The organism is Gorillibacterium sp. sgz306347 (assembly GCF_059735245.1).
This window is the reverse complement of the sequence record NZ_JCAPET010000002.1, coordinates 216057-233146: the sequence shown is the minus strand read 5'-3', so window position 1 is coordinate 233146 and position 17090 is coordinate 216057. Positions and strand designations below refer to the sequence as shown.

At 57.2% G+C, this 17090-nt stretch carries 9 protein-coding genes; all 9 read left to right on the top strand.

The features are described 5' to 3' along the window. Positions 1-97 precede the first annotated feature (97 nt). The 9 genes from AC6I6H_RS02585 (at position 98) to AC6I6H_RS02545 (ending at position 16427) form a co-directional block, all read left to right on the top strand. Positions 98-541 carry a hypothetical protein gene (locus tag AC6I6H_RS02585; RefSeq protein WP_497950753.1) on the top strand — a complete coding sequence of 148 codons (444 nt, stop codon included), beginning with the start codon at positions 98-100 and terminating at the stop codon, positions 539-541. Between the two features lie 15 nt (positions 542-556). Then, positions 557-1759 carry a GNAT family N-acetyltransferase gene (locus AC6I6H_RS02580; RefSeq protein WP_497950751.1) on the top strand — a complete coding sequence of 401 codons (1203 nt, stop codon included), beginning with the start codon at positions 557-559 and terminating at the stop codon, positions 1757-1759. A 226-nt stretch (positions 1760-1985) separates the two neighbouring features. Continuing rightward, positions 1986-3002: a cation diffusion facilitator family transporter gene (locus AC6I6H_RS02575; RefSeq protein WP_497950749.1), complete on the top strand. Its 1017-nt coding sequence runs from the start codon at positions 1986-1988 to the stop codon at positions 3000-3002. Positions 3003-3205: 203 nt separating this feature from the next. Continuing rightward, a complete protein-coding gene (locus tag AC6I6H_RS02570; protein ID WP_497950747.1) occupies positions 3206-4039 on the top strand; it encodes an aldo/keto reductase in 834 nt (277 codons plus the stop codon). A gap of 113 nt (positions 4040-4152) precedes the next feature. Beyond that, the gene (locus tag AC6I6H_RS02565; RefSeq protein ID WP_497950745.1) at positions 4153-5418 is read left to right on the top strand and encodes an MFS transporter; all 1266 of its coding nucleotides are present in this window, start codon (positions 4153-4155) and stop codon (positions 5416-5418) included. A 352-nt stretch (positions 5419-5770) separates the two neighbouring features. Continuing rightward, on the top strand, positions 5771-7048 hold the full coding sequence (locus AC6I6H_RS02560) for an S-layer homology domain-containing protein (RefSeq protein WP_497950743.1): 1278 nt from the start codon (positions 5771-5773) through the stop codon (positions 7046-7048). A gap of 1287 nt (positions 7049-8335) precedes the next feature. Next, positions 8336-13960 (top strand): glycoside hydrolase family 78 protein, encoded by a 5625-nt coding sequence (locus tag AC6I6H_RS02555; RefSeq protein WP_497950741.1) that lies wholly within the window; start codon positions 8336-8338, stop codon positions 13958-13960. A 292-nt stretch (positions 13961-14252) separates the two neighbouring features. Beyond that, positions 14253-15602, top strand: coding sequence for a GIY-YIG nuclease family protein (locus tag AC6I6H_RS02550; RefSeq protein ID WP_497950737.1), 1350 nt, complete (start codon positions 14253-14255; stop codon positions 15600-15602). Between the two features lie 180 nt (positions 15603-15782). Next, positions 15783-16427: a LysE family translocator gene (locus AC6I6H_RS02545; RefSeq protein ID WP_497950735.1), complete on the top strand. Its 645-nt coding sequence runs from the start codon at positions 15783-15785 to the stop codon at positions 16425-16427. Positions 16428-17090 lie beyond the last annotated feature (663 nt).

The following is a 17090-nucleotide window of genomic DNA, read 5'->3' as shown; positions in this document are numbered from 1 at the left end:
GCTGGGCCGTGTGCCCAGGAAAGTTCTTTTTGCTTTCCGCAACCCCGCTTGTCTATAATGTAGACAGCAAACGGAACTTATGCTGGAGGTGTATTTCTTGTTCGGATTGATGCTGTTTTTTCACTTTGTCGGTCTCGCGGTTTGGCTCGGCTCCCTGCTGATGGTTACGGTGGTGCTGACGCTGACCCGGAAGCAGCCGGATACGGAAGGCTCGGCGCTGCTGGTCCGCCGGACGCTTCGGGCGTTCAACATGCTGACGCACCCGGGCGCGTTCATCGTTCTTCTGACCGGCGTGCTTATGGTACTGACGCGCGATTATAAAGGCGGCTTCTGGCTCGATTACATGCAGAACGTCGGCGGCGTCATCGTGCTCCTGTCCATCATCGTGCTTTCCATCCTGAGCAGCAAAATCGTCAACAAAAAAGCGCTGGCACAAGGCGCGGCCGTTGTTGAAAAAGACAAAATGGCGACGTTTGTGACGGTGGCCCTGATCACCATCGTGCTCGTGCTGTCGGTCATTCTGGTGGTCAGCTACCGTTAAAAGGAGGCGCAATCCTTGGAGGAAATCCGTCAACTGCAGCCGGAGGAAGCGGACGAATTTATCCGGCTGTCCGAATTCGCGTTTCAGTACGAAGTTGCCGAAGAAGACCGGCAGCGCCGAATTTCCGAAATCAAGCCGGAGGAGCTGTGGGGCGTTTTTGCCGGAGACCGGCTGGCGGCCAAGCTTCTCCTGCTGCCCCTGTCGGTCTGGATCGGAGGACGCGCCTTTGCCATGGGCGGCATCGCATCGGTGTCCACCTGGCCCGAATACCGCCGCAGCGGGTATGTCGGCCGGCTGCTCAAGCACTGCTTCGGCGTAATGCGAGAGCAGGGGCAAACCCTCTCGATGCTTCATCCGTTTTCGTTTCCCTTTTACCGGAAATTCGGTTATGAGGCTTGCACGGACCGCAAGCATTACGAGCTGACGGTGCAGCAGTTCGCGCGCCTTCCCGAAGCGGGCGGACGGGTGGAGCGGACGGCCGACAGCGGGCTGCTGAACCGGATCTATGAGCCCTTTGCGCAGAGCCGCAATGCGATGCTGAGCCGGGACGCGGAGTGGTGGGAGCGGGTTTTCAAGTCCTACAAAGGCGTAAACGCCGTTTGGTATAACGAGGCGGACGAGCCGCGCGGGTATGTGCGCTATCAGGTGCGGGACAAACACCTGAAGGTGTACGAGCTTGTTGCGCTCGACGAGCGGGCGCGGCGCGGGCTGTGGAACTTCCTCGCCAATCACGACTCCATGTTCGAAAAGGCGACGCTGACGGTGCCGGCGGACGATCCGCTGCCGTTTTTGCTGCCCGATCCCGAGTTTCAGCAGAAAATTCAGACGTACTTTATGGCCCGCATCATCGACGTTCCCGCTTTTCTGGAGCGCTACCCGTTCCGTGCGGATGCCGGCCCGGCCGAGCTTGTGCTTCATGTGGAAGACATGCACGCCGACTGGAACCGCGGCAGCTTTCGGGTGGCGGTTGACGAAGCGGGCGCGGCGCGGGTGGAGGCGCTCGCCAGCTCGCCGCTCCGCGATCATCACCGGGAAGGGGCGGAGCCGATTCCCGAAGGGCTGTCCTGCGACATTCAGACGCTGACCGCTTTGCTGCTCGGCTATGTGAAGCCCTTGGCGATGCTGCAGGCGGGACGGCTGCAGGGAAGTCCGGAGGAAGCCGGGCGGATGGAGCGGCTGCTTCCGCGGCAGCTGCCTTATTTGGCCGACTTTTTCTAACGAGATCCGTTTTCCGCATCGGGAAAAAGGTCAATTTTCGGCAGCGGAGAATATACTAAAGAGGGGCCCGTGTTCCGGTCTGCGGAATGCGGGTTTTTTGCCTCCAGACGTGTCACAGAAACGCCCCAATTGCGGTGAAACGCTGCGCATTTGCGCGGGTAAGAGAAAGTATCGCCCCAAATGTTGGGGGCGGGCAACATTTTTCACACCGGAAAGGAAGATGGCCATGAAAATAGAAGCCGGCCACGGACACGGCGATCACGCAGGTCACGGACACGGGAACGCTTCGTTGCTGCGGAACAAGCAGGCGACCCGCGTTCTGCTGCTTTCCCTGATCGGGATGATGGCGACGGCATGCGCGCAAGCAGTCGTATGGACCTTCTCGGGCAGCGTGGCCCTGCTCGCGGACACCGTGCATAATTTCGGCGACGCGCTGACCTCGATCCCGCTCTGGATCGCGTTCTGGCTGAGCCGCCGTCCGCCGTCCCGGCGCTTTCCCTACGGCATGGGGCGCAGCGAGGACCTGGCCGGTCTTTTCATCGTGGCGGTCATCCTGGCCAGCGCGTTTGTTGCGGGCTATCAGTCCGTGCTGCGCCTGCTGAATCCCGCGCCGCAGGAAAATCTCTGGATCACCGCGCTGGCGGCCGTGATCGGCTTTGCGGGCAACGAAACGGTCGCGGTGTACCGCATCCGGATGGGAAAAAAAATCGGCAGCGCGGCGCTCGTCGCCGACGGCCAGCATGCGCGAATCGACGGGATCACGTCCCTGGCCGTCCTGCTTGGGGTGGCCGGCGTCTGGCTCGGCTTTCCGCTGCTGGACCCGCTGGTGGGGATCGGGATTACGATCATGATCCTGTTCATCGCCAAGGATACGGCAAAGCTTGTGTTTACCCGGATGCTGGACGGCATCGAGCCGGAGACGATCGAACGGATCCGGGCGGCCGCTCTTCGGGTGCCGGACGTCCGTTCGGTCTCGGACGTGAAGGCCCGCTGGTGCGGGCATGAGATCAAAACGGAGCTCAGCATAACGGTCGACTCCGAGCTTTCCGTCGCGGACGGCCACCGGAAGGCGAAGGAAGTGATGCACGAGTTGCTTCACGAATTCGACCATCTCGGGGAAGCGCATGTGCATGTCGATCCCTTTGAGGAAACCGGGCCCGAGTATCATTCCCACCGGATGCTGGACCGGCTCGGCATCGGGCCGGAAAACCGCCGCTCCCGCCCGGGCGACATGGCGCTCTAGCGGGGCGTCCGACGCACCCCGTGAAGGCTCGGCGCTGCTTTGCCTGGCCGTCACCTGACAGTGGGCGAACGGAAAACAGGCCGCATTTTCCCCTGAATGCCTTGCCGGGATATCGGCCCTGAAAGCTCCCTTCGGGGAGTTTTTCTTTTGCAGCCCGGGTGTGTTATGATTTTGGCATCCCCATACTACCCAGAACAGGAGAGATGATCTTGAAACACATTGCCGATACGGTAACGCTACATAACGGAGTAAAGATGCCTCAGCTTGGCCTCGGCGTTTGGCAGGTCAACGACGGCGGCGAAGTAATCTTTTCGGTCAAAAAGGCGCTGGAGGTCGGCTACCGCAGCATCGACACGGCGGCGGCCTACCGCAACGAAGAAGGCGTCGGACAAGCGATCAAGGAAAGCGGCATTCCCCGGGAAGAGCTGTTCATCACCACCAAGGTATGGAACGCCGACCAGGGCTATGACTCGACCCTTCAGGCATTCGAAGACAGCCGCCAAAAGCTCGGGCTGGATTACATCGACCTTTATCTGATCCACTGGCCAGTTAAGGGCAAGTACAAAGACACCTGGCGCGCGCTGGAAAAGCTCTACAAGGATGGCGTGGTCAAAGCGATCGGGGTCAGCAACTTCCAAATTCACCATCTGGAAGACTTGATGCGGGACGCGGAAATCGTGCCGATGGTTAACCAGGTGGAGCTGCACCCGCTTCTGTCCCAAAAGCCGCTCCTCGATTTCTGCACGAAGTATAAAATTCTGGTCGAAGCGTGGAGCCCCCTGATGCAGGGCAAACAAATGGACAATCCGGTGCTGGTCGAGCTCGCCGAAAAATACGGCAAAACCCCGGCCCAAATCATCCTGCGCTGGGATCTGCAAAACGGCGTGATCATCATTCCGAAATCCGTTCACGAAAACCGCATCCGCGAGAACGCCGGCCTGTTCGACTTTGAGCTGAGCGCGGAAGACATGGCCCGGATCGATGCGATGAACGAGGACCGGCGCTTCGGAGCCGACCCCGACAACTTCAACTTCTGATTTCATTCTTCCAAAAAGGACAGGACGTGAGCCCGTTGTAAGTTCTTCTGCCTCCTCAAAAAAAGAATACGCGCCGAGCCTTGCGGCTCGGCATCCGGGAAAGGTAGAAGATCATGAAATCGGCTGCATTTCGTTTCCTGTGGATGGGACAGTCGCTTGCCAACGGTGGAGATGTGCTCTATATCGTCGGCATGATGGCTGTCCTTCATTCGTTGACGGGCTCGGCTTTGGCGATGGCTCTGTTTCCTTTTGTCAGCACGGTGTCCCGGTTTGCCAGCGGCATGCTGGCGCCTTTGCTGATCGACCGCCACAGCCTGAAGACCCTGCTTGTTTCCTCCCAGCTGGGCAAGACGGTCCTGCTGGCCGTTTTGATCGCGTATAACCAGTTCGCCCTTTCGGAAGAAACCGCCGTCTGGATGTTCGTGCTGGTATTTGCGGTTTCGTTTCTGGACGGCTGGGCGACGCCGGCGCGGAATGCCATGGTGCCCCGGCTGATTCCGCCGGAGGACCTGGTGCGGGCAAACAGCTTTCTTGCCATGCTCGACCAGGTGCTTCAGTTCAGCGGCTGGGCGTTCGGCGGCCTGCTGGTCGCTTTTATGGGCGGAGCCAAGCTGGTTTGGCTCACCTTCGCTTTGTTTGTCCTGTCCACCTGGTGCATGCTTCTCCTCCGGGATGAGCGGGTGACGGACAAACCGGAAGCACCTGACGGAGGACCGCTTTCGCCGGGAAAATCGATCCGGGAAGGCTGGGCGCTGATCTGGCGCACGCCGCGGCTGCGATCGGTACACATCGTTTTCTTTCTGGAAAACCTGGCAAACGGGGTATGGATCTCCGCCAATCTGCTTATTTTTACCGAGGTTGTGCTGCAGCGGCCGGCCTATTGGTGGGGCTTTCTGAATGCGGGCTTTTTCCTCGGGCTGGTGCTTGGCGGCATGCTGACCTTCCGTTTTTCCGATGCGGTCGACCGGCGGCTTGTCCCTGCTGTCGTGGGGGCGGGCTTTGCCGTCGCGGGCTTTACCCTCTGGTTCGGCGTTTTGTCGTCGGGCTGGCTGGCTTTGGCCATTCTTGTGGTCTATGGCATCGCGGATCAAGTGAAAGTCATTTCCCTTCAGACGATTCTACAGCGGAGCGCGCCGCCGGCCCTTTTGCCGAAAGTGCTATCCGCCCAAAACGCCATGGTCTCGCTGGTGTTCGGCGTCGCATCCCTGCTGTTCGGCTATTTGACGGACCGCTTTCATATTCGGGTGTCTTTTCTGGCGGCGGCAGCGATTCTGTTTGTTTCGGCCGTTTATTTGGCTGCCGGCAGACGCTGGTTGAAGGAAGAGCAAACAGGCACGCCTATGAATAGAGAAGAAAACGGCGGAACGGCTGCGGTTTGAACGAATCGCGGCCATGTGCAAAAAAACACTTGATTTGTCGAATGAGAATTGTATAATAAGGAAACATAAGGAATTGAAACCGACGGAAGCACCGTTACCCTGTTAAGGGGGAACGTGTGCTTTTTTTGTCGGATTTTAGGCGGGAGGTGTGTAAAATCGCATGCAGGCTGCCACGGGAACTGTGATATGATGAGCGAGTCAGTTCCTGAATTTAACAAGAATGGGGGATCGCGATGTGGCGAAAACGGCTCCGCCTGGCCTTGGCGCTGGTGCGGAGGAACACGGTCGCCGCGCTGGCTTGATTCAGGGCTGCGCCAGATAAACCGAGGGGACGGGAAATCGGATGACAAGGATGAGAAAGAAGCCGCTGCTGGTTGCGGCGGCTCTTGCTTGTGCCGCGCTGACGGTCGGCACGGCGGTATATGCGGGTGTGGGGCAAGGCGGCGGGGGGGCGGGGGTTGCTCCTTCCGCTTCTGCGGGACCAATGACGCTTGTCCAAACGGACGGTCTTACGGCGTCTTCGCCGGTGGCGGCCGCTGCGTTGACGGACATCGGCAAGCATTGGGCGAGAGGGCAGATCGAGCAGGCGGTCAAGAAAGGCTACGTCAGCGGATACGAGGACGGCACGTTCCGGCCGAACAAGGAAGTGACGCGGGCCGAGTTTACCGCGATGCTGATGCAGGCGCTGGGCGCGGAAATTCCGGACGGCGCGGCGGGCGGAAAGTGGTATGAGCCGTTTTTTGCGGCGGCGGGCAAGGCGGGCATCACGTCGATCGGCGAGTTTAACGGCAACGTCACAAAGCCGTTGACGCGGCAGGAGATGGCCCGTCTGGCGATGAAAGCCGCCGGCGAGAAGAGCACCGACGCGAAAAAGTGGATGTACCTGGCGACGTCGGCCGGCCTGATGAGCGGGTACGGCAAAGGCGAGCTGGGCGAGAACCGGACGACAACGCGGGCGGAGTCGATCGTGGTGATCGAGCGGGCGCTGGCGATCAAAGGCGGCGCCACTTTTAAGCCGGACAAGTACGCCGTGCAGGCGGCGGAGATTCTGTGGCACAAGACCAATACGTTGACGGTGATGCCGGAGATTTTTGGGCGGCCTTTTAACGATAGTGGATATGACGGCGGTTGGCGGACGAACCAGTTCGAACTGAAAACGCCCGATGGCAAGTATCATGCGGTCCTCGATCAAGTGATTGCGATTGACCTTGCCGATCCGCACGATCCGCATTTGAAAGAAGTTCCTCCGATCAGTGAACTCCGGTGGAACAATCGGGAATGGACGCTTGAAGATTCCGGCTCCGTTTTAAAGGGACTGCCGGTTTCGAAATACAAGGACAGCTACCTGGTGTTGTTCAAGTCCCGAGTGCTGAAGACAGATAAAACGAAGTATGTGGGCACTCCTTTCTTTGTGATTAGTGGTATTGATAATTCGGATGATGAAGCATTAAGGGCCGGTAACTTAAACACAACTGTTGCAGTATTCCGCAAAAAATTGGGGGATATGGATGCAATTCTGGTTCCTAAAAAGGGGTTTGAGTTTCGGTCGACTAACATTGAAGTGTATATGAGGGCGCCCAAAAATAACGCGCCTATTCAAACCCTTTACTGGGGAGGCGTGCCAATGTAAGTGGAAGGGAGACGGAGGAACCCTGTCATGAGTAAAAAAAGAAAATGGGTAGCTATAGGTGCTTCATCCCTTATTGTTTTGTTGGTTTTTGCTCAGCTCCTTGGCGTGTTTGGACTGGATTCTGCTTCCGCTGATGTACGCAAACAAACCATTCCATACGATAGAGTTGCTGTGGTTCAAGGGGGCATTTATAGCGCTGAGAGCAGCTTGCCCGTGGATATTAAACTTTCTGTTGAAGACGGGTATAAAATCACCGAAGCGTATCTTGAAGATGCAAACGGCAAAAAGATAAAAACCCTCGCGCTGACGGGTTCGGATAGAGAAAAAACCTGGAAAGGATCAATAGCAGGAAAAGCCATTCCCGTAGAGTCGATAGAAAATCCAAACCAGTCGTGGTATGCGTGGGATCGTTCGGGTGGGGCCGTTCAGTGGAGGGCACAAGCAAGCCGGGATGTTTGTACCCCTGCTCCAAACAAAACGTACAACACCCCAAATTGTCAACCAAGCAAAACGCCGGTCACTTACACCAGGAAAGGTTCCGTCAACATGCCGGACTTTCCCGGGGTCGTGGACAAAAACTTTGTGTATATGAATAAAATCTCCAATAGCTACAAAAACAAGAATGAAGACCTAACCCTACCGGCAGCTTACGTCGCCACTCCAAAAATTACCGATATTCAAGTGCGGCACGACTACGATGATTATGTGGAGTTCACCAGTAGCAACCCTGTTTTTGCTGGACTTCGAATGCAAATGAACTTACCGGAATCATCCATCCGTAACTTGAGGGTTACGAAAATGACAAGCAATACCACTTATGAGTTGGCTGCAGAAGTGGATTTCGACAGGGTGGGCCATTATCAGCCTTGGTCTGAGACCACAGGTGCAGGCATGATGATTTACTTTTTTTCATTCAAGTCCAATGTCTCATCCGTCACCTACGAATACCCAAAATCGGTCACCTATGTTGTCGAGAAAATACCGGATCAAACAACGTCACCCCCGACCACGTCCCCTTCAACTCCAGGACAAACACCATCACCCTCCAGCATTACAGGCGACTTTGACATCCTGCCGGGTGATTCGATCCAATACCGGGACGGTTTTACCTTGCAGCCGAAGAACATTCGGGAAACGGGCGGCTGTACGTACGTTTCTCACACTTTTCGCCTGGTGAACGGATCAACATGGACTTCTCCGCGACAGAGCAGTAAGACGCAGATACTCGGCTTCAGTTACCCGGATCATTATCCCTCACCGATCGGCATCGGTACAATAGAGGTGCAGATGAAGCTCTACGGCACCAACTGTTCGTCCGACTGGATCACCAAACCTCTCAACGTGGAGAGCCCGGGCAGCAACAAGCCGCCGTTTTTCAAGCTCGGCTGGTTCCGGGACGGGGACTTCAGCAGCACCGTTCCACTGACGCAAGTTGTGCAAGGAACAAAGGTTAGCATCCGGGTCATTGACGATCCGCAGGGCAATCCCGCTTCGCCGAGCGATCCCGACCACGATCCGGTTTCACTGACCGGGTGGGATTTCAACCGAAGCACCCGCTGGGTAGGCAGCCTGCCGGGCCAATACGGCTTTGATCCATTAGCGGACTATCTTCCGGGGATCGATACGACGGCCGTCGGCACGCACACCGTGTATGCGACGATGGCGGATCCTTTTGGCGCAAGCTATACAGCCGGCGCCCGGCTGGAGGTCATTCCGCCGAATCCGGTTCCGGTGCTGGAGTGCACGGAGCAGCTCAAAGAAAACCGGCCGGTGCCGGAAACCGCATTTTCCGCTCGGAAAAGCTACAGTCCCGTTGGCCGGGCGATCGATCACACCAAAGATGAATGGACAAACAAGCGAACCGCATATAGCAACGGAACGGACAAACCGGTCCCGGTCACGGTATCGCTTAACGTATGGGACAATGGGAGCCCGCCGCTGAAATCATTGGAGCCTGCGCAGTGTACTGTGTCGATTGCGCCGGACGAGCCTCCGGTGGCCAAGCTGGACGTTCCTCCGCTCAGTTTGCGTGGAATGACGGTAGACCTTGTCAACAAATCCTATAGTCCGGATGGGGATGCTTTGACATCTGCCGTGTACCGGTACAAGTATGATGCGAACAACAATGGCTTCGCGGACGATGCTTGGCAGCCGCTTGGCGGAAGTCTGGAGAAAACAAGCCTGACGCCAACGAAGGTCGGGAAGTATCTGTTCTTCGTAAAGGTGACGGAGGACTACGGCCGGAGCGACGATACCGACGATGAGGCGGAGAGCTTGCTGACGCTGGACGTGACCAACCTTGCGCCGGAGGTGTCGTTTGCGATTGCGGGCAAAAATGAGCAGCCGACGGCACCGGCACGCAAAACCTACAAAGCGTCCGATATCCTGGCCAACTGGAATCTGGTACAGACCAACTCGACGCTTCCGCCGCTTTTGAAGTCTTGGAGCGTAACGGGTGGTGAGCTTGTCGGGGGGCTTGGAAAGGGCTTTGAAAAAGAGTATGAGGGCTATCATACCGGGTACATTCCGTTTGTGGACTCCGGGTTTGGCCGAAACAGCATGAACCCCTACCGTGCCATAAAAAGCGTCGATGAAAGCAAACGGCAGCCCCTTCTTTTTTCCTTGCCGTATTACAATGACGGGCAGCTCTCCTACATTATTCAGAGCAACCCGTTGAAGTATCGGACCAGCAAGGAGCATCTCTATTTTGAGCATGCGCCGACTTATGCGCTTGGGAAGCATTTTTTCGCCCTGAACAAATCACGTATTCCGAGGGCTGAATTCAGGGCCTTTCCGATTGCCGGCTCTCCGGGCTACTACACGTTCAATTGGGTATGGCTTGATCCCAGCCCGTATGATTTTGTCCTGAGTCCCCGCGATCTGCCGCGTCAGACGACAAGGAAGTTCCGCACCGGGACATTCAAATCCTATCAGGACATCCAGCAGTACAACCTGGCCAACCTGGTTAGCGAAGGGAGTCCCGTTGCTCTGGAAAACCCGCAAGTAACTTCCTATGAAGTGGCGGACCGGACCATTTATCAGTTTGTGACATGGACGGCAAAGGGAGGAGCATATGCCCTCACTGGTGGCACACAAGACTTGGTGCTCACCGAAATTCGAACCTATGACGCAGATACCGGAGCGTTTATCGCCAGCTCGTTCGAACATTTTGACGAGCAGAGCGCGAAAAAGTTCGATGGTTATGTGCAAGGCGCGGAATTTATGACCAACCAAGCGGACGACATTGCCATTTACCAGCCGTACGCAAGGTCAACAGGCATCGTCGAGAAAAATGCTTACTTGACGGACTATTACCTGGAAATGAGAAGGTGGGATCGGAACGCAAGGCTTGTGAAGAAAGAAGTGTTCTATGAAGGGAGAACTACAACCCGGCCTTTTAATCCATCGCTTCCGGATGAGGATATTCTGGCAATAGAGCCTGTCAACGGGTGGTCGCAGATTTTTCACAAGGGTGTAAATGGGGACGTATACCGTTATATTTCCTATGGTTACTTTCATCCGTTCCTTAGAGAAACAACGTACGAGAACACCTACGTAGAAAAATTCAATGCCGATTTCAGTTTAGCTTGGAAAGTGAAGCTGTCCGGCGCTCAACCCTCTGTCCGGGGCTCGGGAGGGCAGCTGGTGCAACCCGGCTTCCAAACCCCTTCCCTCGAACACTGGGAGTCCATGATGATCAACCCGCTTAAAAACGAGCTGATGGTCCGCACCTTTACGCCTACCATGGGAATGTGGTATCAAACCTTTGATCAAACCATCAACATGACAACCGGCGCTGTACGTAACAGTGAAGTGCAATACACCGGTTCGAGCAAAGCGTTTTCGGTTGCAGCGGATGGCTCATACCTTCCGAGTCTGGTCGGTTCGGTGTCCCGGGATGGTCTCTTTACGAAGCCGGCCAACCAAGGCGCATCAGGCGAGACAAACGAAGTCGTCGCGGCGGACGGGACAAAAGCGGGGCAATGGCAGCCGGGCGGAGCGCTCCACCAGACCAACTTCACCTCTCTCCAAACCTCCAGTCAACAGATTGGAGAGTACATCGGTGACGGGATCGCGCTTTCGCAGCACAATTATGTATCGGCTGGAGGTGGGATGGGAGTTGTCGTCCAGTCTTACGTGCCGTGGCTCACGGTAGGGACGCCTAGCGACCGTTCCGAACAGTACAAGGCATTCCAGCTGGGACAGTTTATTTCTCCGGCCAGCGAAAGCGATACGGAGTTCAGCTTCAACTTAAAGATGGAGAAGGCCCAGACGGACACGGATAAAGCCGGTTTCTCTTTTCGCATGCAGGACGGCAGGAACCGGTACGCCGTGGAAACCGACGGCAGGGCGCTTACGCTTGCCCGCTACGTCAACGGGATGCGTGCGGTGCTCGACACCAAAGCCTACCCGTTTCAGAACAACCGGGCCTACGGCTTTAAAGTCAAGGCGCTGGGTAAAAAGCTCACGGTCACTTTGGATGGCGTGCCGTATCTGTCCGCGGAAGACAGCAGCTTTGCAAACGGGAGGTTTGGGCCGTTTTCGGACAAGTCGTTCGTCACGTTCGGCGGGATTGCCGCACTGGAGGTAACGGAGCCGAATATCGACTGGTTCAGCGGATATGCCATTTGGGAGCCGTCTACCCGGACGGCGACGGCGCGCTATGAAGCCATAACCTTCACGGACCCGGAAAACGATCCGAAAGCCGGCAGCAGCAAGTGGACGTATCAGCATACGCCAAGGTTTCTGAACAACCAGGGCTTGTCCGCGCTGAACGGCCTGACTTTGACCGGTCCGCAGGCAGAGTTTGACAAGGTGGGCGATTACACCGTCACCCTGCAAGAGCGTGACGACCCTCACTCCGCCTTCCGTTATCCGAGTGGTGTCTTCGACAGCTACCGGAAAGACTCCAATGCATTTCAGGCAAAGGTGACGGTGCACCGCCGGCCGGTGGCAGCCTTCACTCTCGCGGCGCGGACGGACGGAGTAATCGAGTGGACCGATGCCAGCTATGATCCGGACCGCTGGCTCAGCGCCGTAAACTACTCCACGGAAGCTACCGGGATTGATTACCGGGCCACGCGAGGCGTCATGGAGCGAAAGTATTCCTACCTTACGCCAAGCGGGCAGCAGGTAAAGGAAAAGCTGACCCGACCCACGGAAACAGGTGTTTATGAGGTGACCCTCCAGGTACGGGATGAGTACGGCGCCTGGAGCGAGCCGGTGACGCAGCCGTTCTCCGTCGGCACCGTTGCACCGCCGAATGCCAAGCCGACTGTGCATCTGACGTATCCTGCCGGAACGCAAGCAGCCCCGACCCTTGTATACACAACCCGGCCTGTGGTGACATGGAACCAGCACGACGACGGCGGGGTTATTCGGGGCTATCAGGTGAAGGTGTCGGACGAAGTGGGACGGATCGTCACCGAAAGCGGCGAGACTGCGGCTGTCACAACAGCGGCAAGCGGGTCCTGGCAAACGGCCATGCTGCCGCGCGGAATCAAGCTGCAGGTCCAGGTGCGCGTCACCGACGGAGAAGCCTGGTCCGAGTGGTCAAACATCGGTTGGATGCAGGTGAACCGCGCGCCGGCGGCCGTTGTTACCCATCCCGCCGGTACGCGCAACGTGCCGCAGCACATCGTGGACAATTTGCGGCCGTCCTTGCGCTGGAACGCGAGCGACCCGGACGGGGACCGCCTTCGGGCTTACGAGCTGATCGTTGCAGATGAAGACGGAAAGACCGTCTGGACCAGCGGCGAGGTGGCGGGGGATTGGCCGGTTGGCGAACGTCAGCTGTTACCGGACCGGGATCTCCCGCCAAACCGGCCGCTTCAAGTGAAGGTGCGGGTCAAAGACCGCGAGCTGTGGTCGGACTGGTCGGAAGCGCAGTGGCTGTTTTTGAACCGGCGGCCGGAGGCTTGCATGATTTATCCGTCGGGCGGCGAATCGTCCCCGACGGTGACCGAACGTCTGCCGATTTTCCTATGGACGCAGAAGGACCCGGACCCGAACGCGGTGTTCGCCGCGTTCCAGCTGGAGCTGTACGACCGGCAAGGGCGCAAGGTGCACGACTCGGGCATCGTGGCGGCTCCAAACACGGAGGCTGAAGGGGCATACGCGCTGCCGGAACCTCTGGCACCGGGGCAGACGTATAAGGTGCGGGTCCGGGTGCGGGACGGGTATGACTGGAGCGATTATTCGCCCTTCACCTGGCTGACCGTGAACCGTCCGCCAAGCGGGGAGCTGACGATCCCGTCCCCGATCTATGAGCACGACACGCCGGAATTTGCTCTCACGGTGCATGATCCCGAAGGAGAATACATCAGCTCGTCGCTGGAAATCACCTTCGACGGGCTCACGCAAGAGCTGGCGCAGTACCGGGAGCTGCCGAGCGGTACAACGGTGAAGTTTACGTACGGGCCCCTTGAGCGGGGCGTGTATACGATTCGGCTGCGGACCTTTGACCACTATGGAGAAGAGGACGTAAAGCTGTACCGGTTCGAGGTTTTGCCGCTTGGCATCTCGGGCAAAATCGCGCATACGCCGGAATGGGAGGCTTACCGGATTGCGTGGAACAGGGAGCATCCGGACCGGCTGCGCTCCCCGGATATTTTTTGGGCGGGCGAAGCGCTGGTGCTAAGCGCGAGCGTCACGGATACCGGCACGGCAACAAGGCCGAGCCGGGTAAGCGCGACGCTCCTCACGACAGGCGACAGCCTTCCGCTGACAGGTGCGGACCGCGTACACTTTGCCGGGACGATGGCCGATCCGGCATGGATTTGGCTGGAGGATGGCGAGCATACGGTGCGGTTCCGGGTGGAATGGAGCAACGGAGCCGTAACGGTGGATGACGAGCCGTTCCGTGTCCGGGGCGGCATCTATCAGGTGATCGTCAACCAAATTCGGCACTAGCGCCGGGAACGTAACCGGCAAGCCGGTCTTCCGTAAGCTTCATTTTCGCCGGCCGGCAGCCGAAACACATTGTAGCGGGCCAGGCAAGGAAATCCAAGCGAAGGAATTCAAGTAATACATTCCAAACAAGGGATGCAGATTACACAGCTTCCCTTGTTTTGTTTTCGAAAAAAAGTGCCGGTCCTTTCCCGTTTTCGGTGGCAATGTTTACATAATTCACTTACAATAGAAACGGACGAACAGGCGTTCCAGCCTGGCGTTTTAGTTCCCGAAGAAAGGAAGGACATCCCGCGTGACGGCGTTTCAATTTGTGGCCAAGGAATACCCGACCGGCCCGGGCTGTTACTTGATGAAAAACGGCGCGGACGAAATTATATACGTGGGCAAGGCAAAAAACCTGCGAAACCGCCTCCGTTCCTATTTCCGGGGAACGCACAAGCTTGAGCGGACGCGCGAGCTGGTGGCGGAAATCCGCGCCATCGAGGTTTTTCTGGTGCGCAACGAAACCGAAAGCCTGCTTTTGGAAAACAATTTAATCAAAGAACTGAAGCCCAAATACAACCGTGCCCTCAAAAAAGACAACAGCGGGTACGCCTATTTGAAGCTAAGCGGCGACGCCATTCCCCGCTTCGACGTCCATTACCGGAGAAGGAGGCTGCCGGTCGGGAAAAGCGCGTATACCGTTACGCCCGGCGGAAGCGTCCGCAGGGGAGCCGATTCCGCCGATGGCAAGCCGTCCGCTTCCCCGGCGGGGAAGCTTAAGACCGGCACGGCGAGGAGCGTGCTTGAAGCCGAGGGGAAGCCGCCCAATTCTGCGAAAGGACCGATGGCCGGCAGCTCGCGTAAGGGGGCCGGCCGGAAAGCGGGCTCCGAAAGCTCTCCCATCCGCGCCCGCTCATCCCGCGCCTCCGAAAGCCATGTCCGGATGTTCGGGCCTTATCCGAACGGAAAATTCCGCAACGCCCTGCTGGAATTTGTGCAGGAGCATTACGGTCTGCGCTCCTGCAAAACGCTGCCCAAGCGGGTTTGCCTCTATTATCATTTGGGAAAATGCTCGGGCGTTTGCGAAGGCAAAATCTCCCGCGAGGATTATCTGGCCTCGGTACGCCAAGCGGAAACGCTGCTGGCCAACCGGGAAAACGAATTGATCGAGGAGCTGAAGCGGCAGATGCTGCACCACGCCGAACGCTGGGAGTTCGAGCGGGCGGAGCGGCTGCGCCGCAGCATCGCTTCGCTGGAACGCCTCTTGGTCAAGCAGGTCGTGGACCGGGACTCGATAATCAATCAGGACGTGCTCTTTTTCGGGGAAGCTCATGTGATGATCATGCGGCTTCAGGCGGGCATGCTGCGGGACGCGGTGCTGCTGCCTTTCCGGGGCGACGGAGACCCGTACGCGGCGGAGCGTTTTATGGCCGAGCGCTACCGGGAAGAGCGTCCCGACGAGCTGATCGTCAACCAGGTGCACGATCTTGGATACTTGCGCAACGCTTTGCGGGTGAAGGGAACGGGACCGGTGCGGGTAACCGTACCCAAACGGGGAGACAAGCTGCGGCTGGTTGAGCTTTGCGGACAAAATTACGAGCATCGCATGGAGCTTCTCCGGGCCCGCGACCAAGCGGCAGCGGCGGAAAACGGCGGCTGACGCAAGCGCGGAACGTGACGGCCTTAGAAATGGCGGGTATTTGCTCGGCCCGCTTCATCCGAATGGGGTTTTACAAAAGGAACGAGAAATACGTCACTGCCGCGCCTCCCTCCTCCATGCTAAAATGAAGAAATTTTATCGCCGGACAGGGAGCAGCTCCCGCCGGCCGGAGCGGAGGCGATGGCTTTGTTCGGAATCGAGCACTACGTTTTGTTTTTGCTTTCGGGTCTTGTGCTGAACATGACGCCTGGGACGGATACCTTTTACATCCTGGGCACGACGGTTTCACAAGGAAGAAGAGCCGGGCTGCTGTCGGTTCTCGGCATTCTCAGCGGGGCGCTGGTTCATACCATGCTTGCGGCGTTCGGCCTTTCCGTCATCCTCATGCAGTCGGCGGTCGCTTTCGCGATCGTGAAATGGGTCGGAGCGGCTTATTTGATCTATCTGGGTGTCCGTTCGATTTTGGCTAAGGGCACGGATGAGCCGTCCGCAGAGCCGCAAAGAAAAGCGGATTGGAAAAAAATTTACCGGAACGCCCTGCTGACCAATCTGCTGAACCCGAAGGTGGCGCTGTTTTTCCTGGCCTTTCTGCCGCAGTTTATCCGCCCGGACAACCCTTACGGGGGACTCCCTTTTCTTCTGCTTGGCATTACGTTTGTCGGTACGCTTTCCGTCTGGTGCTCCCTGCTTGTCTATTTTTCGGACCTGGCGACAAGGAAGCTGCGCGGCCGGTCGGGCTTTTCGGTTTATTTGAACCGTTTTGCTGGCGCGGTGTTTATCGCCCTCGGCATCCGGGTGCTATTCAGCTCCCGGACGGCGGGATGAAGTCAGAGGCGGCCCGGTCCCTATACATTCTTGAAATGCATTTGCAAAACGGACGCGTTCAGGCTGTCGAGAAGTCTCGGTAGGCATTTTTTGTGAAAAAGTGCAGCGGGCGCGAATGGCCCAATAACCGGAGGGCTTCGCGCTTGTAGTGTTGACAGGAAGTGCAAAAAGGCATCTAATCTGGTCATTTACGACTATTCTGGGCCGATTAGATGAAAAAAAGCAATTATTTCTCCGTTTTTCTGCGAATACCGTTTGTTTTCACGGAATTAAGTGCGTGTGGGGAATTATTTCGCGATCGGAATGGGACACCATCAAAAATAAGTGTCGCTGTGCACCTATTTGCCTTTTTTCCTGGGCTTCGTTAGCTTGTGCCCGCTACAAGCAGAGAAAAAGAAAGGGAAACAAGGCAAACGGGGAGACGCTGATGACGGTATCCATACAGAAAAGTAAGAAAATGGCAAACCAACATTAGCGCTGAGATAAACGGAGTAAGTAACCCCTCGTTTTCCCCCTTTATAATGATGACAAACGAAACGGACCACCCAGGGGAACAAAATGAGCGGGGTTTCTCGACAAGCTGAACGCATCCGCCAAACGGATGCGTTTTTTGGTTCATCGGCCAAACGGCACTTCGCATGGCCGCTTCCGCCGCTCTGCCCG

What these genes read in the sequence shown, in the direction of transcription:
- AC6I6H_RS02575 (WP_497950749.1), top strand. Translation starts at nt 1,986, where the DNA reads ATGAAAATAGAAGCCGGCCACGGACACGGCGATCACGCAGGTCACGGA.
- AC6I6H_RS02570 (WP_497950747.1), top strand. Translation starts at nt 3,206, where the DNA reads ATGATCTTGAAACACATTGCCGATACGGTAACGCTACATAACGGAGTA.
- AC6I6H_RS02565 (WP_497950745.1), top strand. Translation starts at nt 4,153, where the DNA reads ATGAAATCGGCTGCATTTCGTTTCCTGTGGATGGGACAGTCGCTTGCC.
- AC6I6H_RS02560 (WP_497950743.1), top strand. Translation starts at nt 5,771, where the DNA reads ATGAGAAAGAAGCCGCTGCTGGTTGCGGCGGCTCTTGCTTGTGCCGCG.
- AC6I6H_RS02555 (WP_497950741.1), top strand. Translation starts at nt 8,336, where the DNA reads ATGAAGCTCTACGGCACCAACTGTTCGTCCGACTGGATCACCAAACCT.
- AC6I6H_RS02545 (WP_497950735.1), top strand. Translation starts at nt 15,783, where the DNA reads ATGGCTTTGTTCGGAATCGAGCACTACGTTTTGTTTTTGCTTTCGGGT.